This window comes from Kitasatospora aureofaciens (assembly GCF_001188955.3).
Classification (GTDB): domain Bacteria; phylum Actinomycetota; class Actinomycetes; order Streptomycetales; family Streptomycetaceae; genus Kitasatospora; species Kitasatospora aureofaciens.
Window position 1 is genome coordinate 35,825 of the sequence record NZ_JPRF03000076.1, and the last position, 19,322, is coordinate 55,146.

Below are 19,322 nucleotides of genomic sequence, written 5' to 3' on the forward strand. Positions count from 1 at the left end.
GACGGAGGACCCGTCGTCGGCGCGAATACGGCTCCGCAGCTGGCTCCTGGAGGACATGTCCCCGGAGAAGGCCGCAGCCAGGAAGGCCGAGGCGGAGCGGGCGCAGCAGGGCGGTGAGGAGCCGGGGGACTCCGCCGCCGACGCCGGTCACGCTGCGCACACGGGCCAGCCGTGGTGGCGCGTGATGTGCCTCACCGGCCTGGACTACTTCTCGACGCTCGGCTACCAGCCGGGCATCGCCGCCCTCGCGGCCGGCCTGCTGTCGCCGATCGCCACGATCGTGCTGGTGCTAGTCACCCTGCTGGGCGCGCTGCCCGTCTACCGGCGGGTGGCCCAGGAGAGCCCGCGCGGCGAGGGCTCGATCGCGATGCTGGAGCGGCTGCTGTCGTTCTGGAAGGGCAAGCTGTTCGTCCTCGCCCTGCTCGGCTTCGCGGCGACGGACTTCATCATCACGATCACGCTCTCGGCCGCCGACGCCAGCGCCCACCTGGTCGAGAACCCGCACCTCACCAGCGTCCTCGGCGGCAAGCAGATGCTGATCACGCTGATCCTGGTCGCCCTGCTCGGCGCGGTCTTCCTCAAGGGCTTCAGCGAGGCGATCGGCCTGGCCGTGGGGCTGGTCGGGGTCTACCTGGCGCTCAACGTGGTGGTCGTCGCGGTCGGCATCTGGAAGATCATCCAGGCGCCGCACGTCGTCACCGACTGGTCCAGCGCCCTGACCGCCCAGCACGGCAACATCTTCGTGATGATCGGCGTCTCGCTCGTCGTCTTCCCCAAGCTCGCGCTCGGCATGTCCGGCTTCGAGACCGGCGTCGCCGTGATGCCGCACATCAAGGGCGACGCCGACGACACCGAGGCGAACCCGGTCGGCCGGATCCGCGGCACCCGCAAGCTGCTCACCACCGCCGCCGTGATCATGAGCACCTTCCTGATCGCGACCAGCTTCATCTGCACCCTGCTCATCCCGGCCCAGGAGTTCGAGAGCGGTGGCCAGGCCAACGGCCGCGCCCTGGCCTACCTGGCGCACGAGTACCTGGGCGGCGCCTTCGGCAGCGTCTACGACCTGTCGACCATCGCCATCCTGTGGTTCGCCGGCGCCTCCGCCATGGCGGGCATGCTCAACCTGCTGCCCCGCTACCTGCCGCGCTACGGCATGGCCCCGCACTGGGCCCGCGCCGTGCGCCCGATGGTGATCGTCCTGACCGTCGTCGGCTTCCTGATCACCTGGCTGTTCGACGCCAACGTCGACGCCCAGGGCGGGGCCTACGCCACCGGCGTACTGGTCCTGATCAGCTCGGCGGCCATCGCCGTCACCATCGCCGCCTACAAGAAGCGCCAGCGCGGCTGGACCGTCGGCTTCGGGGTCATCGCCGCGGTCTTCCTGTACACCACCGTGGTGAACACCATGGAGCGCCCGGACGGCGTCAAGATCGGTGCCTGCTTCATCGCCGGCATCATCCTGGTCTCGCTGCTCTCCCGCCTGAAGCGCGCCTTCGAGCTGCGCGTCACGGAGGTCGTGCTGGACGAGACGGCGGAGCGCTTCATCCGCGACTACGCCCACCGGCCGCTGCGCCTGATCGCCAACGAGCCGACCAACCGGGACGTCGCCGAGTACCGCGACAAGATCCGGCAGATCCGCGCCGACAACGACATCCCCGGCGAGGACGACCTGGTCTTCGTCGAGGTGACGGTCCGCGACGCGTCGGACTTCGAGTCCGAGCTGACCGTGCGCGGCGAGGTGCTGCACGGCCGGTACCGGGTGCTCACCCTGGAGAGCTCCAGCATCCCGAACGCGATCGCCGCCCTGGCGCTCACCGTCCGGGACCGCACCGGGCAGCGGCCGCACCTGTACTTCGAGTGGACCGAAGGCAACCCCTTCGCCCAGTTCCTGCGGTTCTTCCTGTTCGGGCAGGGCGAGGTCGCCCCGGTCACCCGTGAGGTGCTCCGCGAGGCGGAGCCGGACCGGACCAAGCGTCCGCGCGTCCACGTCGGCTGAGCCGCGCGTCCGTCCGACGCCCCGGCCCGTCCGGTCCACCAGGACCGGGCGGGCCCTCGACGTTCCGGTAGGTGCTCATAGAGTGCGGTCGGATCATCAGAACGCCGGACGGCGCGAGAGAGGGCCCAGCCCGCACGAGTACCGCACCCGAGCACTACGACCGTCTCCTCGCCCGGGCCGGGCGTACGCCCGGCCGTGGTGCGGCGGGGCGCGGGGCGCCATGAGGACGCCGCCCACGCCGGACGGGGCACGGCGTGGGCGGCGAGTTCGGGTGTCCCGGCGGGCCGCTGCCGGGCGGGTGCCGGGCGGGTGCCGAGCTGGGCCGGGGTCAGGAGGGCAGGCGCAGCACCAGGCCCGGCTGGATGAGGTCCGGGTCGTCGCCGATCGTGGAGCGGTTGAGGGCGTAGAGCGCGGGCCAGCCGCCGGGGATGTTCAGGGCCGCGGCGAGCCCGTCCAGGGTGTCGTCCTCCCGGACGGTCCACCGGCCGTCCCCGCGGGCCGGGCCGGCGGCGGGCGGCGGCAGGACGCTGTCGCGCTCGTGGTCGCGGTTGGCGGCCTCCTGGTCGGGCCCGCTCCCCTGGCCGCGGGCGGCGCCGTGGCCGTGGCCGTCGAGGGCGCGGGAGCCGCAGACCGGCCAGGGGGAGAGGCCGCGGCGCTCGGCCAGGTGCTGGGCGACGGCCATCTGCTCCTCGCGGCCGGCCAGGTCGGCGCGCGGGGCGTAGGCCAGGCCGCCGTTGTCCCGCCAGGTGGGCTGGTCGAACTGGAGGCCGCCGTAGTAGCCGTTGCCGGAGTTGATGTGCCAGTTGCCGCTGCTCTCGCAGGCCGCCACGCGCTCCCAGTCGTACCGGCCGCCGTCCCTCCCGCCGGGGTCGGTTCCGCTGTCGCCGCCCGGGGGTGCGGCGTGGGCCGCGGGTGCGGCGAGGGCGACAGCGAGGGCGCAGAGCGCGGTCGGGACGACGCTGCGGAGACAGGCGGTGGAAGGCATGGGCGGCTCTCAGGTCCGGGGACAGGGCGTGCGCCGCCCGGAGGAGGCGCGTTCCCACCCAGGCACGCCGAGGGGGGCGCGCGGCCGCCGACACGTCGGAGAGGTCACCCGGCCGGCGGTCACGGACCACCCCGGCGGCCCGCGGCCATCCGGCCGTCACCCCCTCCGCGCTCGGCTCCTAGAGTGGCCGGGACCGCCTCTCGACGAAGGGTGTGAACGGGCGATGACGATCGATCAGGGAACGGCACGGGCCGAACTGGGCGTGATCGGCGGCTCGGGGCTGTACGCGCTGCTGGACGAGGTGACCGAGGTGCGGGTCGACACGCCGTACGGGCCGCCCAGCGACGCGCTGTTCGTGGGTGAGGTGGCCGGCCGCCGGGTCGCGTTCCTGCCCCGGCACGGGCGTGGTCACGGGCTGCCGCCGCACCGGATCAACTACCGGGCCAACCTGTGGGCGCTGCACTCCCTCGGCGTGCGGCAGGTGCTGGGCCCGTGCGCGGTGGGCGGGTTGAGGGAGGAGTACGGGCCGGGCACGCTGCTGGTGCCCGACCAGTTCGTGGACCGCACCGCGGGCCGGGTGCAGACCTACTACGACGGGCAGCCGCTGCCGGACGGCTCGGTGCCCGGAGTGGTGCACGTGCCGATGGCCGACCCGTACTGTCCGGCCGGTCGGCGGGCCGTGCTGGAGGCGGCGCGCGAGTCGGCCTGGGAGCCGGTGGACGGCGGGGCGCTGGTGGTGATCGAGGGTCCGCGCTTCTCCACCCGGGCGGAGTCCCGCTGGTTCACCGCCAACGGCTGGTCCGCGGTCGGCATGACCGGGCACCCGGAGGCCGTGCTGGCGCGCGAACTCGGCCTCTGCTACACCTCGTCGGCGCTGGTCACGGACCACGACGCCGGGGTGGAGGCCGGGGACGGGGTGACCCACGCCGAGGTGCTGGAGGTCTTCGCGGGCAACGTCGGCCGGCTGCGCACGGTGCTCTTCAAGGCGCTGGAGCGGCTGCCCGCCGAGCGGGACTGCGTCTGCTCGCACGCCCTCGACGGGGTGGCCACCGGACTGCCGGGGGTGGGGGAGGGCCTGCCGGGGGTGGCCGCCGGCTGACTCCGGGCTCGGACCAGCGTTCAGCTTCCGTTCCCCGCGCGCACGTTCGAACGTGGTCCGGACGTACCGTCCGGCTGGGAACCTCCTCGGCGTTTCCCGAAGCCCAGGAGGTTCCGGCATGGTGGCACAACCCTCGCGTAGAACGATCCTTCGGACGGGTACGGCGGTCGGCGCGCTGACCGCCCTGCCCGCGTCCACCCTGCTGTGGACCCAGCCGGCCGTCGCCGGCACCCCCGGACCGGAGCAGATCCACCTCCAGTGGGGCAACGAGCCTTCCCGGGAGATGACCGTCTCCTGGGCGACGGCCGCCTCCGTCAGCCGCCCCAGGGTGCGGATCGGCACCCCGCGCGGCGGCGCGGACCGCAGCGTCGACGCGTCCAGCCGCAGCTACGTCGACGGGCTCAACAAGGTCGAGACGTACACCCACCACGCCCGCCTGAACGGGCTGCGCCCCGACACCACCTACGTCTACGAGGTGCTGCACGACGGTGCCCGGCCGGTGCGCGGGACCTTCCGCACCGCCCCCGCCCGCGGCCGCGCCGCCTTCCGGTTCACAAGCTTCGGCGACCTCGGCACCGGCGACAACGTGTTCAAGAAGTCGTCCGTCCACGGCGCAGCCGCCGTCCGCCAGGTCGAGCAGTTCGGCCCGCTGTTCCACCTGCTCAACGGCGACCTCGCGTACGCCAACAACAACGAGCAGCTCCAGCCGCAGGCCTGGAACGCGTTCATGAACAACATGGCCAAGTCGGCCGCCAACCGCCCCTGGATGCCCGCGCCCGGCAACCACGAGGTCGAGGCCGGGGGAGGCGACCTCGGGTACGCCTCCTACCTGACCCGCTTCGAACTTCCCGACAACGGCACCCGCGACCACTGCGGCAACTGGTACAGCTTCCAGGTCGGCTCCGTGCTGTTCGCCAGCCTGGACGGCAACGAGATCGCCGTCGAGGACGACGCCAGCCTCGACCCGGCCACCGGCCGGTCCATCTACATCAGCGACTACAGCGAGGGCGCCCAACTCCGTTGGCTGGAAAGGGTGCTGTCGCGCGCCCGGGCCGGACGGTCGGTCGACTGGATCGTCGTCAACCTGCACCAGTTCGCGATGTCCTCCTCCGCAGCCAGCCACGGCGGCGACATGGGCATCCGCGAGAAGCTGCTGCCACTGCTCGACCGCTACTCCGTCGACCTCGTCCTGGCCGGGCACGACCACGACTACGAGCGCACCCACCCCGTCCGCGGCACCGAACCCGGCGGCCTGCTCACCCCGGCCGTCGTCGACGACGACCTCCGGCAGATCGACACCTCCCAGGGCACCGTCCACCTCATCCTGGGCGGCGGCGGCACCGCCGGGCACGACGACGTCTACCTGCCGGCCGACGGCGACGGCGTCCGCGAGGCCTCCGTCCGCACCCAGCGCCTCACCTTCAAGGCCGACCCGGACGCCAAGGAGAAGGCCCACTGGTCCGCCGTCACCGACCCCGACACCACCCACCCCTACGGCGTCGCCGTCTTCGACGTCGATCCCGGACTGTTCCCGGGCGGCCGCACCACCATCACCGTCTCCTACTACCACTCCGTCCCGGCCACCGCCGCGAACCCGGTGCCGACGCCGGTGCTGTACGACCGTTTCACCCTCTACCGGGACCGCAGCGACGGCTGGGACGGGGACGACGAGGACTCCGACTCCCGGAACGAGCGCGCCGCCGCCCGGTAGCCGCACCTGTCGGGCAGGGCCGCCGCGCCGTCTCGGCGCGGCGGCCGCCATACTGCTGCCATGAACCACGCGTCCCACCCGGTCGTCCGGCACGCACCCTTTCCGTTCCCGGACGGGCGGTTTCCACCCGATCTGGGCGCCGTGGTGCAGCGGACCGTCGCGGAGGGGCGCATGCCGGCCCTCGTCGTGATCCATGACGGCGAGGGCGACTGGCTGATCGGGGACGGCGTGAACGATCCGAACCTCCCCGGCTCCAGCGACGTGTACTGCATCGCCTGCACGACGGAGAACGATCCCTCCCTCTCCGAGCTGGCCGGCCTCCCGCCGGGTTTCGCCGCCTTCCGGGACGGGCCGGGGCTGCCCTGGACCGTCGAACCGTTCAGTTACGAAGGCGAGCAGGGGTAGCGGTCGCGTTCAAGCCTGCGCAGGAAGCCGGTCCGGCCGACTTCCTGCGCGGAGGACCGGGAGCCCTTTCATCTGCCGGTGGCCCGGACGTAGACGTCGCCCGCACCCTCCACGTCGCAAGGCCGCATCACCACGAAGATCTGCCGCCCGGCCTGCCCTACCGGTAGCAGCAGGCCCTCGGCCGGCTCGTCGCCGGACAGCGCCGCGCGCAGGTCCTGCGGCAGCGGGGCGACGGAGCCGGGCCTCGGCAGGTCGTAGGTGTGGAGGAAGTCGTCGATGTTGGCGGAGTCGCCGCCGGCTATCCCGAAGTGCAGGTAGGCGACCGGCGACCCGTCGGCTGCCCGGGACAGCGCAGCGGCCGTTGGGATGTAGTACCGCCCCTTGCCGGGGTGCTGCTTGTAGTGCAGTCCCGCCAGCCGCTCCGCGCGGTCGTAGTCGGTCTCGGGCCGGTCGAAGGACCGGCGCATTTCGACCACGCCCCACCACACGCACCCCACCGTGACCAGCACGCAGGCCGTGAGGAAGACCCCCAGGAGCCAACGCGTCCACGCCTTGCCATCCGAAGTGCCGGGCGCCACGTCAGAGCTTCCTGTTCCTGGTCCTGCTGGCGCCCCCCATGTCGAATTCCCGGGCCAGACCGGTTCGGTGGAGGCGCTGGGTCGCCGATATGTAGCCACCCACCCCATGCCTCCCCGTGCTTGGGCTCGCTCTTGGTCCTCACACTGACGAGTGAACAGACAGGGGCGCAGTCGACCCGGGAAAGGCAGGTGGACCGCGAGCTGAGTGATGCCGAGTGCCGGCGTGTGAGTCATCGTCTGCGCAGAAAGTCGGACTGGTCGACTTCCTGCGCAGAGGGGACGGGTTGTCAGGCGGCCGCGGGGCGGTCGATGGCGGCGGCGTCCGGCTGGGCGAGCCAGACCAGGCGCGCGGTGATGCCGGGCTGGTTGGTGAAGTGGCGCAGGGCGCGCTCGGGGGAGGGGAGGGTCATGCGGGCCCGCCCGTCGAGGCTGATCACGTGCGTCGGCCCGGCGTGGTCGGCGAGCCCCCAGGCTGCGACCCAGCCGTCGGCGTCTTCCCTGCCCTCGTCGCACACCTGGACGACGGCGAACAGCCGGGGAGCGGTGCCGAGGACGAGCCCGCACAGCTCCTGGTCGAACGGGATGCGGGGGTTTGGCGAGGGCGCAGCAGTCATGGAAGTCTCCTACGTACACGGGAGTTGAGCGCCACAGCGAGGCGGACCTGACGCAGGATCAAAGTGATTCACATCCCCGGCCTGCTTCAGACCCCTGAGCACGCTCGTGCACTCTTCCGGGATGTGGTCCCTCCCTTGTCGCCACCCGAAGTGGAGCACCTTGTCTCTCATCGCATCAAGCGCCAGGCGGTGCTGTACAGGGAACAGCCGATCCCGCTGTCGGCCGTCGTCCATGAGACCGCCCTGCGGATGGGATTCGGAGGCCCGGACGTTGTCCGGGATCAGCTGGAATACCTGCTGACCGTGAGCGAGTACCCGCACATCGACCTGCGCGTGATCCCGTTCGGCACCGGCAGCTTCCCGAGTTCCGGTGCTGGGGTCGTGTACTTCGCCGCCGAAGTCGCGCGGTTGGACAGTGTGCAGGTCGACGGCGACCGGTTCGAGTTCATTGACACCGAGCCGCAGCTGATCAAGCATCGAGCCGTGTTGGACCGGTTGGAGGCGAGCGCGCTCAAGCCTGACGCTTCCCGCGACCTCATCCGCCGGATCGCCCAGAGCATTTGAGACGGGAACAATCGTGGCCGATCAGAGCTGGCAGAAATCCTCTTTCAGCGGCGACACCGCCAACTGCATCTACCTTGCCGAAGCGTCCGGCGATGGCATCAGGATTCGTGAGAGTGATGCCCCCGGCATCATCATCTCGACCTCACTCGACGTGCTACGTGCCCTGCTGCTCGGCGTCAAGGCGGGGGAGTTCGACCACCTGACGACCTAGCCGGGTGCGCTCGGCCCACGCGGCCACCGGGGGGCCTGCTGCGCCCACGGCCGCGAACAGGGCGCCGAGGAGGAGCCAGCCGGTGTGGCCGAGGGCGAGTACCGCCCCGGTGAGGACCAGAGGTGCCAGGGCCTGGCCTGCGTCGAAGCCGATGCCGAGGAGGCCCTGGTACTGGCCCTGGGCGTGGTCGGGGGCGAGTCCGTACCCGAGCGCGTAGCCGCCGGAGGACTCCCACACCTCTCCGACGCTGTGGATGCACACCGCAAGGACGGTGAGCACCGGTGCGACCCACGCCGGAACGTCCGCCGTCAGTGCCATCAACGGGCAGCTGAGCAGGAACAGGAGCCCCGCGAGGCGGAACGCACGGCCGCTCTGCTGCGGGGTCTCCACCTTCGACCCGAGCCTGCTCTGCAGCAGCACGCACACCCCGCTGTTGATCGCGTACACCGCCGCCACCGTCCAGCGGGGAGCATCGGTGTGGGTGCTGAGCCAGATCGGCAGGAGCAAAGAGATGACCTGGTACTGCAGGCCCATCGCACTGTAGAGCGCCACGAAGGTGACGTACGGCCGGTCGGCCAGAACGGACCACTGGCGGTGTTCTGTCGGCCGGGGCAGGGGTCGGTAGTTGGGAACGCCCAGGAACGCGATCAGTGCGGCCCCGGCGAAGCTGGCGGCGTTGGCGAGGATCAGTGCGGTGTAGGCGGGGCGGGTGTTGATCTGGAGCGCGACGGCCGCCCCCAGGGTGCCGACGACCACACCGAGGTTGACGAAGGTGCGCAGCCGGGCCCGGAAGGCGGCCGGGCGTTCGCCGCCGACCCGTGCGATGAGCGCACCGCCCGCGGCGCCGGCCGCCGTCGCGGCCAGCCGGTCCAGGGCGGCGACGAGGGTGAACGCCGGCCAGCTGTCGATGAGGACGAAGGCCGCCATGGTGGCCGCCTGGAGGACGAGGGCCGTCAGCCAGACCGCGCGCGGCCCGTACCGGTCGGCCAGGTTCCCCGCCGGTAGGCCGGCCGCCAGGCCGCAGAGGCCGGCGACCGTCAGTCCCGCTCCCACCTGGGTGGCGGGCAGGTGCACGACCAGCGTGAAGTACAGGACGGCCGCGGTGTTGAAGAGGCCGTTCCCGACCCTGCTGACGAAACTGGCGGTGATCAGGGCCAGTTGGGGACGGGAATCCGCACTTCTCCTCAACATGATGATCAGGCTAACAAGGGCCGCCACTACGCTGGCCGGCATGGACTGGCTGGATCGGGTGGCAGGGCTGAGGCGTTGGACGAACAACGGCGTCCGCGCGCCGCACAAACCGCTGTTGCTGCTCTACGCCCTGGGCAGCTACCAGCGGGACGCGGACGGGGAGTTGCGCTACAGCGTGGTCGAGGAAGAGCTGAAGCGGCTGCTCGTCGAGTACGGGCCGTCGCACGCGACCACACCCGCGTACCCGTTCCACCACCTGGTCAGCGACGGCGTCTGGGAGGTCCGCACCGACCGGGGACCGGGGAGCCCCGGCACCGGCATCGGGCTGCTGCGGTCGAGCGGGGCCACCGGGCGGCTCGCGGCCGAGTTGCGGGCAGCGCTCCGCCGGGAGCCGGCGCTGCTGGGCCGGATGGCCCGGGTGCTGCTGGACGCCCACTTCCCGTCCTCGCTGCACGAGGACCTCTGCGAGGCCGTCGGCCTCGATCTGGAGGAGGCCGGGACCGAAATCGCGCGGGGTGCGGCCCGGCGGCAGCGGGACCGGGGGATGCGTGAACTGATACTCACCGCCTACGAGTTCCAGTGCGCGTTCTGCGGCTACGACGGCGCCCTCGGCGCGAGCACGGTCGGTCTGGAGGCCGCCCACGTGCGCTGGTGGTCGCACGACGGGCCGGACGCGGTCGACAACGGGCTGTGCCTGTGCTCGCTGCACCACAAGCTCTTCGACAAGGGCGTGCTGGGGGTGGGGGAGGGGCACCGGATCCTGGTCTCCCAACGGTTCGTCGGCCGCAGCGAGGCCAGCCGCCAGCACGTGCTCACGCTCGCCGGACGGCCCGTCATCGGTCCACAGCCAGGCAATCCGCCGGTCGCGGACCGCCATCGGGAGTGGCACGTCCGGGAGGTGTTCCACGGCGACTTCCGGCGACCCGGAGGACAGCCGGCCGTGGCGGTCTGAGGCTCTGCCCTCGGCGAATCTGCGGCGGGCAGAGAAACGGGGGCCGGTCGGCGGTCAGGGGTGAGAGTGGGGTCGACGGCATCTTCGCCTCGACCAGGAGGGACCAGATGAAACCATTCGACGCGCCCCGCGCGGAGCAGGGCGACACTCCGCCCAGCGCCTTCGACGACCACCTCGCGGCGCAGCTGCTCGCGCAGCGGATCGTGCTGCTCGGCACGCAGGTCGACGACGTGTCGGCGAACCGGGTGTGCGCGCAGCTGTTGCTGCTGTCGGCGGAGGACCCGCGCAGCGACATCGGCCTGTACATCAACAGCCCGGGCGGGTCGGTCACGGCCGGGCTCGCGATCTACGACACCATGCGGCTGATCCCGAACGACGTGTCCACGCTGGCCATGGGGTTCGCGGCCAGCATGGGGCAGTTCCTGCTCACCGTGGGGGCGCGCGGCAAGCGGTTCGCGCTGCCGAACGCGCGGATCATGATGCACCAGCCATCGGCGGGCATCGGCGGGACGGCCGCGGACATCGAGATCCAGGCGGAGAACCTGGAGTTCACCAAGCGGTCCATCGAGCGGATCACCGCCGAGCACACCGGACAGAGCGAGGAGACGATCCGGCGGGACGGCGACCGGGACCGCTGGTTCACGGCGGAGCAGGCCGTGGAGTACGGGCTGGTGGACCGGGTGGTGGAGTCGGTGGCCGACATTCGTCCGGCCACCTCGCGTCGACGGATGGGGTTGTGACATGGGGTCCTACACGGTTCCGTACGTCATCGAGAGGACCGCGAAGGGCGAGCGGACGTACGACGTCTTCAGCCGGCTGCTGAACGAGCGGATCATCTTCCTCGGCACCGAGATCGACGACGGCGTCGCCAACGTGGTCATCGCGCAGCTGCTGCACCTGGAGTCGGAGAACCCGGAGCGGGAGATCTCGATCTACCTCAACTCGCCCGGTGGATCGTTCACTTCGCTGATGGCGATCTACGACACGATGACCTTCGTGCAGGCGCCGATCTCCACCTTCTGCGTCGGCCAGGCGGCCTCCACGGCGGCGGTGCTGCTGGCGGGCGGCGATCCCGGGCGGCGGTTCGTGCTCCAGCACGCGCGGGTGCTGCTCGGCCAGCCGGCCAGCGGCGGGCGGCGGGGGATGGTCTCCGACCTCAGTCTCGCGGCCAAGGAGATGGTCCGGATCCGCTCCCAGGTGGAGGAGGTGCTGTCCCGGCACACCGGGCACGACGTGGCGACGCTGCGCGCGGACATGGACCGGGAGAAGGTGCTCACCGCCGAGGAGGCCGTCGCGTACGGGCTGGCGGACGAGGTGCTGAGCCGGCGGCTCGCGTTCGCCTGACCCGAGCAAGGTGGGCCGGTACCACGGGGGTGTACCGGCCCACCGGTGTCGGTCAAGCGGCCAGGCAGAGGCCGTTGGTCCGTGCTGACGGTGCCGACCGGCGGTGGGCCGACCGGCTGCGGGTGTTGTGCCGGACCAGTTCGTCCTGGGCGAGGGAGAGCAGGTCGCCGAGTCCGAGCCCGAGGGCCTTGGCGGCGGCCGCGAGCACCTCGGAGGAGGCCTCCTTGCGGCCCCGCTCCAGCTCGGACAGGTACGGCATCGAGATCCGGGCCTCCTCCGCGACGTCCTTCAACGTGCGCTCCTGGGCGAGCCGTTCGCGCCGCAGGACGTCACCGATGAGGTCGCGCCAGAGGGGTTCCTTCGGCGCGGGTGCCTGGGGCGTACCGTTCGTCCCACCGGAACCGGGCGGCGAGGTCTGCGGACGCAGCGGAATGACGCGGGCTTCGTTCGGCGCTTGAGTGCTCACCCCTTCAGCCTAGGGATTCGGGGCGCCGGGGGAAGGGCGCGGCGTTCTGCCGTGGGAGAAGCCGTGCGGACGAGCCGCAGATGTCGTGCCGTCAGCGTCGTCGGCCGAGGCGCAACGCGACGCCGCCGGCGGCGATCAGCGCTGCTGCGGCGACGCCGGCGGCGGTCAGGAGGCCGTCGTCGCTGCCGGTGGCGGCCAGCGTCGGAGCTGAGGTGGCCGGCGTCGTCGTGGCCGGGGTCCGCGGGGTGGCCCGCGGTGAGGCGGTCGGTGCGCCCGGGACCGGCGTGGGGGCCGGCGCGGTGGTGACCGGCGCGGTGGCGGACGTCGGCGTGGGCGTGGGTGTGGGTGTGGCAGCGGACGTGGGCGTCGGGGCGGGGGTCGTGGGACTGCCGGTGGGCGTCGGGGCGCAGGCGGTGCCGCCGTTCCAGGAGGCGATCACCAGGCCGGAGAACGGCTCGTCCGGGTAGTGCGGCAGCGGGTGGTCGCTGTCGCTCCCGTCGTACTTCTCGCCGACCGAGTAGAGGGCCAACTCGCCGTAGCACCGCGGCAGGTGGCCGGTGACGTCGAGGGTGTCCCGGTAGTGCTCGCGGGTGAGGGTCGTGGTCGCCCAGCCGAGGAAGGTCTGCTGACCGGAGGTGGCCCAGGTCGTGCCCTGCGTCGCGTACGAGCCCAGCGAGACGTGGTAGTCGCAGCCCGCGGTGGGCACCCCGGCCAGCCGGACCTGGACGCTGCCGGACTCGGCGGGCATGGTGGCGTCGTTCGTCCAGTGCGCGCCGCCGTCGACGGAGTACTGGACCGGGGCGCGCCCGCAGTCGGGCTCGGCGTGGGCGGCGGGCGCCGCGAGGGCGGTGACCCCGACGGTCAGGCCGACGGCCGTGAGCATCGGAAGACCGCGGCGGACGTGGCTGTGCATGGGGACGTGCTCCTGATGGGTGGTTCGGGTGTGAGCGTGGGTGTGGGTTCGGGAGTGGGTTCGAGGCGGGCGGGGCTCGGGATCCGCGGGGCTCACCGGGTCTGGAGCACGGGAGCCGGCTCGCCGGACTCGCCGGGCTGCGGGGTGTGGCCGTCGCCCTCGATGTCGACGTGCGGGAGTAGGCGGTCGAGCCAGCGGGGCAGCCACCAGTTGCCGTCGCCGAGCAGGACCATGGTGGCGGGGACGAGCAGGCCGCGGACGACGGTGGCGTCCAGGGCGACGGCGCTCGCCAGGCCGATGCCGAACATCTTGACGACGGGGTCGTCGGAGAGCAGGTAGCTGAGGAAGACGGCGATCATGATCAGGGCCGCCGAGCTGATGATCCGTCCGGTACCGCTGAGGCCCGCGACCACGGCGCGGCGGTTGTCCCGCTCCCGCAGGAAGCCCTCGCGCACGGCGCTGAGCAGGAAGACCTCGTAGTCCATGGACAGGCCGAAGAGCACGGCGAACATCAGCAGGGGCACGTACCCGGGGATCGGGACGGCGCCGTCCAGGCCGATCAGCCGGGCGCCCGTGCCGTGCTGGAAGACCGCGGTGAGCACGCCGTAGGCGGCGGCCACCGACACCAGGTTCATCACGGCGGCCTTCACGGCGACGACGGGCGAGCGGAAGGCCAGGAGCAGGAGCAGTCCGGCGACGGTCAGGACGAAGCCGACGACGACCGGCATGCGCTGGGCGATCCGCGCGTTGAGGTCCGCCTGGGCGGCCGGGGTGCCGCCGACGTGCAGCTGCTGGCCGGTCCCGGCGGTGGCCCGGGGCAGTACGTCCGCGCGCAGGCGGTGGACGAGAGCGGTGGTGGCGGGGTCGGACGGCGACGTGGTGGGGGTGACCTGCCAGCGGACGGTGCGTCCGTCGGTGGCGAGCGCGGGCGGGCTGACGGAGGCGACGCCCTCGGCTCCGCGCAGTGCGGTGGTCACGGCCGCCAGGCGCGGGTCGGTGGGGCCGGCGGCGGGCACGGCGCTGTTCCCCGCACCCGGCTGGGCGGTGTTCCCCGGGGCCGGCTGGGCGGGGGAGGGCAGGACGTCGACGACCTGGAGCACGCCGTTGGAACCCGGGCCGAAGGCCGCGGCCATCCGGTCGTACGAGGTGCGGCTCATGCTGCCGGAAGCCTTGCTCCCGGCGTCCAGCTGGCCCAGGTGGAGGTGCGCCGCAGGGACGGCGAGGGCACCGAGCAGGGCGAGGCCGGCCAGCAGCAGGGGCCAGGGCCTGGCCGCGACCAGGGCGGCGACCCGTCCCCAGCCGCGCGGGCGTCCGGCCGGGGCGGAGGCCGCGGACCCCTTGGGCGTCAGCCGGCCGCCCAGCAGCACCAGGGCCGCGGGCAGGAGCGTGAGGTTCACGCCCAGCGCCGTCACCACGGCGATCGCCGGGGCGAGGGCCAGCGCGTACAGCAGGGGAAGCCCGCCCAGCGCCAGCCCGGCGAGGGCCGCGACGACGGCGCTGCCGGCGAAGGCGACGGACTTGCCGGAGCCTGCGGTGGTGCGCACGGCCGCTTCCTCGATCCCGACCCCGGCGGCTCGCAGTTCCCGGAAGCGGGTGAGACCGAAGAGGGTGTAGTCGATGCCGACACCCAGCCCGATCATGGCGGCGATGGTCTCGCCGGCCTCGGGCACGTCCATCAGGTGGCCGACGAGGCCGAGGACGGGCAGGGCGATGCCGAGGCCGATCACTCCGGCGAGCAGCGGCAGTCCGGCGGCGAGGAGGCTGCCGAGGGAGAGGGTGAGGATCACCAGGGCGGTGCCGAGTCCGATGGCCTCGCTGCGGCCGGTGTTGCCCCGGTCGACCGCGGCGGCCAGGGAGCCGCCCGGGGTCACCTCGATGCCGGCGGCCGTGGCCGGCGCCGCCGCGGCGAGCACGGCGTCCGTCATCGACGGCGTCACGTCCCGCCCGGAGACGTCTAGTTCGACCGAGAGGTACGCGGTGTGGCCGTCGCTGCTCATGGCCGTGGCGCCGGCCGGGTCGTAGGGCGTGGTGACGGCGACCACGTGCGGTACCGCGGCGATGGCCGCCGCCGCGCCCCGGACCGCCGCGGCGGTGTCGGAGGCGGTCAGCGGGGCCGCGCCGGCCGGGGTGTGCAGCAGGACGGGCTGCTTGCCGGAGGCGGAGGCGGGAAACGCGCGGTCGGCGATGTCCCGTGCGGCCTGGCTGTCACTGCCGGGGATGGAGACGGCCTCGCTGGTGACGCGCCCGAACGTCGCGACGGCGCTGAGCGCGGCGGCCGCCAGCAGCAGCCAGGCGGCGATGACCCGCCTGGGTCTGCGGGCGCACCAGCGCCCCACAGTGGTGAACATCGGCGGTGGACAGCCCTTCCTCGCGCGGCGGGCAGGCTGCGGGCCCGCCCAAACTAGTTGCACTCACCGTGCAATGGGTACACTTGCACTCGCGGTGCAAGAATGTCAACGAGAGGGCGGAGGAGCCCACGTGAAGCGGACCGAAGCCGCCGTGCCCGTCACCGACGGGCGGACGGAACGCGGGCGGCAGACCCGCGAGAAGATCGCCGACGCGATGCTGTCGCTGATCGACGAGAACCAGGCGCACTTCCCCGCCGACAAGGTGGCCGAGCGGGCGGGGGTGTCGCGCCGGCTGGTGTTCCACCACTTCGCGGACATGGCCGAACTGGCCGAAGTCGCCGTCAATCGCCGCCTGGAGCAGCTCGCGGCCCAGATCAGGCCGCTTCCCACCGAAGGGCCGCGCGAGCTGCGGGTGGCCGCCCTCACGGAACAGCGGGCGCGCATCCTGGAGGGCGTCACCCCGGCCAGGCTGGCCGTCATGCGGCTGGAGAACCCGTCCCCGCGGATCCAGGAGGCAGTCCAGCAGATGCTGGACTTCGCCCGCCTGCGGCTCACCCAGATCTTCGCCGCGGAGCTCGACGCGCTGCCGGAGTCCGCACGTACGGACCTGCTCCACGGGCTGGACGCGGTGACCACGTGGAGCGCCTGGTACCACTGGCGCAGCGGCGGGCTGAGCACCGAGCAGGCGCGCCGCACCATGGCCGCCGCCGTGCACGCGCTCCTCGCCGGGGCAGGGGCAGGGGCAGGGGCAGGGGCGGGGGCCGAGGCCGGGGACTGAGTGGACGCCAGGGCCTGTATCTGAGCAGACCCGGCGTCCGTGGCTGCGCTGTCCGCAGGACCCGGCCACGAGCCGATGGCCGGAAGGCGTCGTGGCGGGGAGCGTGCCGCAACGGGCTCCGCCGTTGCCCGTCCGCCGTTCTCCTCGGGAGCCCGGTCGCCGTCAGTGGGGAAAGACCCGGCCGAGGTGGTAGTGGAGCACGGCGGTGGCCTCGTCCGCCGTGCGCTGGCCGAGCAGGACGCTCAGCCCGAGGCCGGCGGAGACGGCGAGCAGGACGACGGCCTCCTGACGGGCGTCCAGTCGGGGATCGGCGGTGCCGGCCCGCTGGGCGGCCGTCAGCTGGGTGGCCAGGAAGGCTTCCATCTCGTCGGGGGCGGCGAGGAAGGCCTGTCCGGCGAGCGCGGGGTCGGTGACGGAGAGGACGGCGTACTCGGTGTAGATGAGGTGGAAGGCCCGGCTCTCCTCGTCGGTGGGGACACCTTCGAGCAGCACGGCCTCGACGATGCCGCGCGGGTCGGTGCCGACGCCCATGGCGCGGACGCGGCGCTGGACCCGCTCTCCCATGCGGGCGGCCAGGCGGGTCATGGCGGCGAGGAGAGAGGATCGCGCCGCTGATGCTCGCAATGCGCAGCTACAAGCCGGGCAGCCGCCCGCCGGCCCGGCCGTTCACGGACGAGGAGTTGGCCTCCGTCCGGCTGCCCGCGCTGGTGCTGGTGGGCGGGCGCAGCGCGCTGCTGCGGCCACGGCAGGTGGTGGAGCGGGTGACGTCGCTGATCCCGGGCGTGCGCGCGGAGATCGTGGAACGGGCCGGGCACGGACTGAACCTGGAGCGGCCCGAGGTGGTGAACGCGCGGCTGCTGGAGTTCATCGGCGGCGTCGGGCAGGAGCCGCGGGAGCTGCCGCACGGCGGTCGGTGACCGGGCACGCCGGGCACACGGGCCGGGCCGCGGGCCGGGGCGCGGCCCGCCGCCCACGGCCCGTCCGGTATAACTTCTCAGCCACCCGGCTGCCGGGCGGTAGTCGTCCCGCTACCGAACGGTCGCAGGCGCTGGAGCTGTCCACACCTCCCGGAGGCCTCACGTGTCACCCGTCACCCGTCGCACCTTCCTCGGCTCGGCCGCCGCCCTCGGCGCGGCCATCGGCCTTGACACCGCCCTGCCCGGAGCGCTGTCCAGCGCGTCCGCCACCACGACGGGGACGATCCGCGACGTCAAGCACGTCGTGGTGCTGATGCAGGAGAACCGCAGCTTCGACCACTACTTCGGCACGCTGAAGGGCGTGCGCGGATTCGGCGACCGCACCGCCCTCCAGATCGCGGGCGGCACCAGCGTGTTCGAGCAGCCGAACGGCAGCGGGCGGCAGTACCCGTGGCAGCTCAGCAAGACCAGGACCTGGTGGTGGGGCGTCAGCGCCGAGCAGCTGGCGCAGTGCGACGGCTCGCTCGACCACTCGTGGTCCACCCAGCACAAGGCGTGGAACAACGGGAGGATGGACTCCTGGATCGCCGCCAAGGGCTCGGACCGGACCATGGGGTTCATGGCCCGCGAGGACATACCGTTCCACTACGCGCTGGCCGACGCCTACACCATCTGCGACGCGTACCACTGCTCGATCCTCTCGGCCACCGGCCCCAACCGCACCTACCTGTGGTCCGGCACGATCGACCCGGGCGCCACCGCGGGCGGCCCGGCCTACGACGGCGGCTCCGAGTCCGGCCTGCACTGGCAGACCTACGCGGAGACCCTGCAGAACGCGGGCGTCAGCTGGAAGGTCTACCAGAACGCCCACGACAACTTCGGCGACAACGGCCTCGCCTACTTCAACCAGTTCACCGGCGCGCCGAGTTCGAGCCCGCTCGCCCAGCGCGGCATGGGCTCCGTGCCCAGCACCGGCTCGACCCCGGACGACATCGCCGCCGCGATCAGGGCCGACGCGCTCGCCGGCACGCTGCCCCAGGTCTCCTGGGTGGTGGCCAGCCAGCTGTTCTCCGAGCACCCGGACAGCCCGCCGGAGAACGGCGCCCACTTCGTCAACCTGGTGATCCAGGCGCTGGCGGCCGACCCGGAGGTCTTCAACTCCACCGCCCTGTTCCTCAACTACGACGAGAACGACGGCTTCTTCGACCACGTGCCCCCGCCGGTCGCCCCGGCCGGCACCGCCGGGGAGTTCTGCAAGGGCACCAACATCGGCCTCGGCTTCCGCGTCCCGATGATCGTGGTCTCGCCGTGGACCCGCGGCGGCTGGGTCGACTCCCAGGTCTACGACCACACCAGCGTCATCCGCTTCCTGGAGACCTGGACGGCCGCCCTGGGCACCCCCGCCCGCTGCCCCAACATCAGCGACTGGCGCCGCCGGGTCTGCGGGGACCTCACCGGCGCCTTCGACTTCACCAGCCCGGTCTACGGCCTGCCCGCGCTGCCGGACACCAGCGCCACCCTCAGCCAGGCCGCCGCCAACGTGCAGATCAACCCGAGCCCCGGCACCAACGCCATGCCCACCCAGGAGCCCGGCACCAAGCCCGCCCGCGCGCTGCCCTACCAGCCCAACGCCTGGGTCGACCGGATCGAGACCGGCACCGACGGCCGGACCCGGCTCTGGATCGACCTGGCCAACCAGGGCCCGCAGGCCACCGCGTGGGCGCACTACTCGGTCCACGCCAACGCCTACCGCAGCGGCGGCCCCTGGCAGTACACCGTCGCCCCGTACGACGCCGCCACCGGCACCGACGGCAGCGCCCGCGACTCCTTCGACATCGGCGCGGGCTACGGCAACGGGCAGTACGACTTCACCGTGCTCGGCCCCAACCGCACCCTGCGCCGTTTCGCCGGGAACGCGACCGCGGCCGGCCGCACGGCGGAGGCCACCACCTCCTACGCGCCGGCGCCGGACACCGGTGACCCGGCGGTCTGGTTCACCATGACCAACAGCGGGACCAGCGCCGTCACCTTCACCATCACCGCGGGCAACTACCGTACGGGCAGCTGGACCTACCAGGTCGCCCCGGGCGCCACCGTGAAGGACTTCTTCAACGCCGTCACCATCGCGCAGGGCTGGTACGACTTCACGGTCACCGTCAGCAGTGACCCGGCCTGGATCCGCCGCGCCACCGGTCACATCGAGACGGGCTCCGCCAGCGTCACCGGCTGACCGGCCGACCGGCCTCCAGC

20 protein-coding genes are annotated in these 19,322 nt (G+C 72.6%); 12 read left to right on the forward strand and 8 right to left on the reverse strand.

The window, feature by feature from the left end:
* The first annotated feature begins 55 nt into the window (after nucleotides 1-55).
* Complete coding sequence (locus HS99_RS35580; RefSeq protein ID WP_232543002.1) at nucleotides 56-1,996, forward strand: APC family permease; 1,941 nt, start codon at nucleotides 56-58, stop codon at nucleotides 1,994-1,996.
* Between the two features lie 328 nt (nucleotides 1,997-2,324).
* Here HS99_RS35580 and HS99_RS48015 read toward each other — a convergent pair whose 3' ends face one another.
* Nucleotides 2,325-2,981 carry a LysM peptidoglycan-binding domain-containing protein gene (locus tag HS99_RS48015; protein WP_030552565.1) on the reverse strand — a complete coding sequence of 219 codons (657 nt, stop codon included), beginning with the start codon at nucleotides 2,979-2,981 and terminating at the stop codon, nucleotides 2,325-2,327.
* A 223-nt stretch (nucleotides 2,982-3,204) separates the two neighbouring features.
* Between HS99_RS48015 and HS99_RS35590 the strand changes: the two genes are divergently transcribed.
* The 3 genes from HS99_RS35590 to HS99_RS35600 all read left to right on the forward strand — a co-directional run bounded on the left by HS99_RS35590 (nucleotide 3,205) and on the right by HS99_RS35600 (nucleotide 6,196).
* Nucleotides 3,205-4,080 carry an S-methyl-5'-thioadenosine phosphorylase gene (locus HS99_RS35590; RefSeq protein ID WP_043387605.1) on the forward strand — a complete coding sequence of 292 codons (876 nt, stop codon included), beginning with the start codon at nucleotides 3,205-3,207 and terminating at the stop codon, nucleotides 4,078-4,080.
* Nucleotides 4,081-4,198: 118 nt separating this feature from the next.
* A complete protein-coding gene (locus tag HS99_RS35595) occupies nucleotides 4,199-5,791 on the forward strand; it encodes a purple acid phosphatase family protein (RefSeq protein ID WP_050366907.1) in 1,593 nt (530 codons plus the stop codon).
* Nucleotides 5,792-5,851: 60 nt separating this feature from the next.
* A complete protein-coding gene (locus HS99_RS35600; RefSeq protein WP_141763881.1) occupies nucleotides 5,852-6,196 on the forward strand; it encodes a hypothetical protein in 345 nt (114 codons plus the stop codon).
* Between the two features lie 68 nt (nucleotides 6,197-6,264).
* On the opposite strand, the gene HS99_RS35605 is transcribed toward HS99_RS35600, so the two are convergent.
* Both HS99_RS35605 and HS99_RS35610 read right to left on the reverse strand, forming a co-directional pair.
* A complete protein-coding gene (locus tag HS99_RS35605; protein ID WP_030552557.1) occupies nucleotides 6,265-6,774 on the reverse strand; it encodes a hypothetical protein in 510 nt (169 codons plus the stop codon).
* 287 nt (nucleotides 6,775-7,061) lie between these two features.
* On the reverse strand, nucleotides 7,062-7,388 hold the full coding sequence (locus HS99_RS35610) for a hypothetical protein (RefSeq protein WP_043387603.1): 327 nt from the start codon (nucleotides 7,386-7,388) through the stop codon (nucleotides 7,062-7,064).
* 63 nt (nucleotides 7,389-7,451) lie between these two features.
* Here HS99_RS35610 and HS99_RS35615 point away from each other — a divergent pair, with 63 nt between their 5' ends.
* Both HS99_RS35615 and HS99_RS35620 read left to right on the forward strand, forming a co-directional pair.
* Complete coding sequence (locus tag HS99_RS35615) at nucleotides 7,452-7,952, forward strand: DUF5753 domain-containing protein (protein ID WP_051835520.1); 501 nt, start codon at nucleotides 7,452-7,454, stop codon at nucleotides 7,950-7,952.
* A 13-nt stretch (nucleotides 7,953-7,965) separates the two neighbouring features.
* A complete protein-coding gene (locus tag HS99_RS35620) occupies nucleotides 7,966-8,163 on the forward strand; it encodes a DUF397 domain-containing protein (protein ID WP_030552550.1) in 198 nt (65 codons plus the stop codon).
* On the opposite strand, the gene HS99_RS35625 is transcribed toward HS99_RS35620, so the two are convergent.
* Nucleotides 8,107-9,396, reverse strand: coding sequence for an MFS transporter (locus tag HS99_RS35625; protein ID WP_107050773.1), 1,290 nt, complete (start codon nucleotides 9,394-9,396; stop codon nucleotides 8,107-8,109). The two genes, HS99_RS35620 and HS99_RS35625, sit on opposite strands and share 57 nt — an antisense overlap.
* Here HS99_RS35625 and HS99_RS35630 point away from each other — a divergent pair.
* From HS99_RS35630 to HS99_RS35640, 3 genes are all read left to right on the forward strand, one after another.
* Nucleotides 9,395-10,306, forward strand: a complete 912-nt coding sequence (locus tag HS99_RS35630) for a phosphorothioated DNA-binding restriction endonuclease (protein ID WP_030552546.1) — start codon at nucleotides 9,395-9,397, stop codon at nucleotides 10,304-10,306. The genes HS99_RS35625 and HS99_RS35630 overlap by 2 nt on opposite strands.
* A 107-nt stretch (nucleotides 10,307-10,413) precedes the next feature.
* Complete coding sequence (locus tag HS99_RS35635; RefSeq protein ID WP_030279992.1) at nucleotides 10,414-11,046, forward strand: ClpP family protease; 633 nt, start codon at nucleotides 10,414-10,416, stop codon at nucleotides 11,044-11,046.
* A 1-nt stretch (nucleotide 11,047) separates the two neighbouring features.
* On the forward strand, nucleotides 11,048-11,650 hold the full coding sequence (locus HS99_RS35640) for a ClpP family protease (RefSeq protein WP_030279990.1): 603 nt from the start codon (nucleotides 11,048-11,050) through the stop codon (nucleotides 11,648-11,650).
* Nucleotides 11,651-11,702: 52 nt separating this feature from the next.
* On the opposite strand, the gene HS99_RS35645 is transcribed toward HS99_RS35640, so the two are convergent.
* From HS99_RS35645 to HS99_RS35655, 3 genes are all read right to left on the reverse strand, one after another.
* Nucleotides 11,703-12,116 carry a helix-turn-helix domain-containing protein gene (locus HS99_RS35645; RefSeq protein ID WP_030552544.1) on the reverse strand — a complete coding sequence of 138 codons (414 nt, stop codon included), beginning with the start codon at nucleotides 12,114-12,116 and terminating at the stop codon, nucleotides 11,703-11,705.
* Between the two features lie 91 nt (nucleotides 12,117-12,207).
* A complete protein-coding gene (locus HS99_RS43730) occupies nucleotides 12,208-13,029 on the reverse strand; it encodes a hypothetical protein (protein WP_046386786.1) in 822 nt (273 codons plus the stop codon).
* A 92-nt stretch (nucleotides 13,030-13,121) separates the two neighbouring features.
* Nucleotides 13,122-15,377 carry an MMPL family transporter gene (locus HS99_RS35655; protein WP_030552542.1) on the reverse strand — a complete coding sequence of 752 codons (2,256 nt, stop codon included), beginning with the start codon at nucleotides 15,375-15,377 and terminating at the stop codon, nucleotides 13,122-13,124.
* Nucleotides 15,378-15,507: 130 nt separating this feature from the next.
* Between HS99_RS35655 and HS99_RS35660 the strand changes: the two genes are divergently transcribed.
* On the forward strand, nucleotides 15,508-16,155 hold the full coding sequence (locus tag HS99_RS35660) for a TetR/AcrR family transcriptional regulator (protein WP_050366909.1): 648 nt from the start codon (nucleotides 15,508-15,510) through the stop codon (nucleotides 16,153-16,155).
* 162 nt (nucleotides 16,156-16,317) lie between these two features.
* On the opposite strand, the gene HS99_RS35665 is transcribed toward HS99_RS35660, so the two are convergent.
* Nucleotides 16,318-16,740: a TetR family transcriptional regulator C-terminal domain-containing protein gene (locus tag HS99_RS35665; protein WP_050366910.1), complete on the reverse strand. Its 423-nt coding sequence runs from the start codon at nucleotides 16,738-16,740 to the stop codon at nucleotides 16,318-16,320.
* 29 nt (nucleotides 16,741-16,769) lie between these two features.
* Here HS99_RS35665 and HS99_RS35670 point away from each other — a divergent pair, with 29 nt between their 5' ends.
* Both HS99_RS35670 and HS99_RS35675 read left to right on the forward strand, forming a co-directional pair.
* Complete coding sequence (locus HS99_RS35670; RefSeq protein ID WP_191898798.1) at nucleotides 16,770-17,072, forward strand: alpha/beta fold hydrolase; 303 nt, start codon at nucleotides 16,770-16,772, stop codon at nucleotides 17,070-17,072.
* Nucleotides 17,073-17,235: 163 nt separating this feature from the next.
* Nucleotides 17,236-19,302 (forward strand): phosphocholine-specific phospholipase C, encoded by a 2,067-nt coding sequence (locus HS99_RS35675; protein ID WP_030279974.1) that lies wholly within the window; start codon nucleotides 17,236-17,238, stop codon nucleotides 19,300-19,302.
* Nucleotides 19,303-19,322 lie beyond the last annotated feature (20 nt).

Bases quoted from the DNA above. Each gene is read 5' to 3' on its own strand.
- HS99_RS35595 (WP_050366907.1), top strand. From the start codon at position 4,199: ATGGTGGCACAACCCTCGCGTAGAACGATCCTTCGGACGGGTACGGCG.
- HS99_RS35600 (WP_141763881.1), top strand. From the start codon at position 5,852: ATGAACCACGCGTCCCACCCGGTCGTCCGGCACGCACCCTTTCCGTTC.
- HS99_RS43730 (WP_046386786.1), bottom strand. From the start codon at position 13,029: ATGCACAGCCACGTCCGCCGCGGTCTTCCGATGCTCACGGCCGTCGGC.
- HS99_RS35655 (WP_030552542.1), bottom strand. From the start codon at position 15,377: ATGTTCACCACTGTGGGGCGCTGGTGCGCCCGCAGACCCAGGCGGGTC.
- HS99_RS35670 (WP_191898798.1), top strand. From the start codon at position 16,770: ATGCTCGCAATGCGCAGCTACAAGCCGGGCAGCCGCCCGCCGGCCCGG.
- HS99_RS35630 (WP_030552546.1), top strand. From the start codon at position 9,395: ATGGACTGGCTGGATCGGGTGGCAGGGCTGAGGCGTTGGACGAACAAC.
- HS99_RS35625 (WP_107050773.1), bottom strand. From the start codon at position 9,396: ATGCCGGCCAGCGTAGTGGCGGCCCTTGTTAGCCTGATCATCATGTTG.
- HS99_RS35580 (WP_232543002.1), top strand. From the start codon at position 56: ATGTCCCCGGAGAAGGCCGCAGCCAGGAAGGCCGAGGCGGAGCGGGCG.
- HS99_RS35640 (WP_030279990.1), top strand. From the start codon at position 11,048: ATGGGGTCCTACACGGTTCCGTACGTCATCGAGAGGACCGCGAAGGGC.
- HS99_RS35590 (WP_043387605.1), top strand. From the start codon at position 3,205: ATGACGATCGATCAGGGAACGGCACGGGCCGAACTGGGCGTGATCGGC.
- HS99_RS48015 (WP_030552565.1), bottom strand. From the start codon at position 2,981: ATGCCTTCCACCGCCTGTCTCCGCAGCGTCGTCCCGACCGCGCTCTGC.
- HS99_RS35665 (WP_050366910.1), bottom strand. From the start codon at position 16,740: ATGACCCGCCTGGCCGCCCGCATGGGAGAGCGGGTCCAGCGCCGCGTC.
- HS99_RS35635 (WP_030279992.1), top strand. From the start codon at position 10,414: ATGAAACCATTCGACGCGCCCCGCGCGGAGCAGGGCGACACTCCGCCC.
- HS99_RS35610 (WP_043387603.1), bottom strand. From the start codon at position 7,388: ATGACTGCTGCGCCCTCGCCAAACCCCCGCATCCCGTTCGACCAGGAG.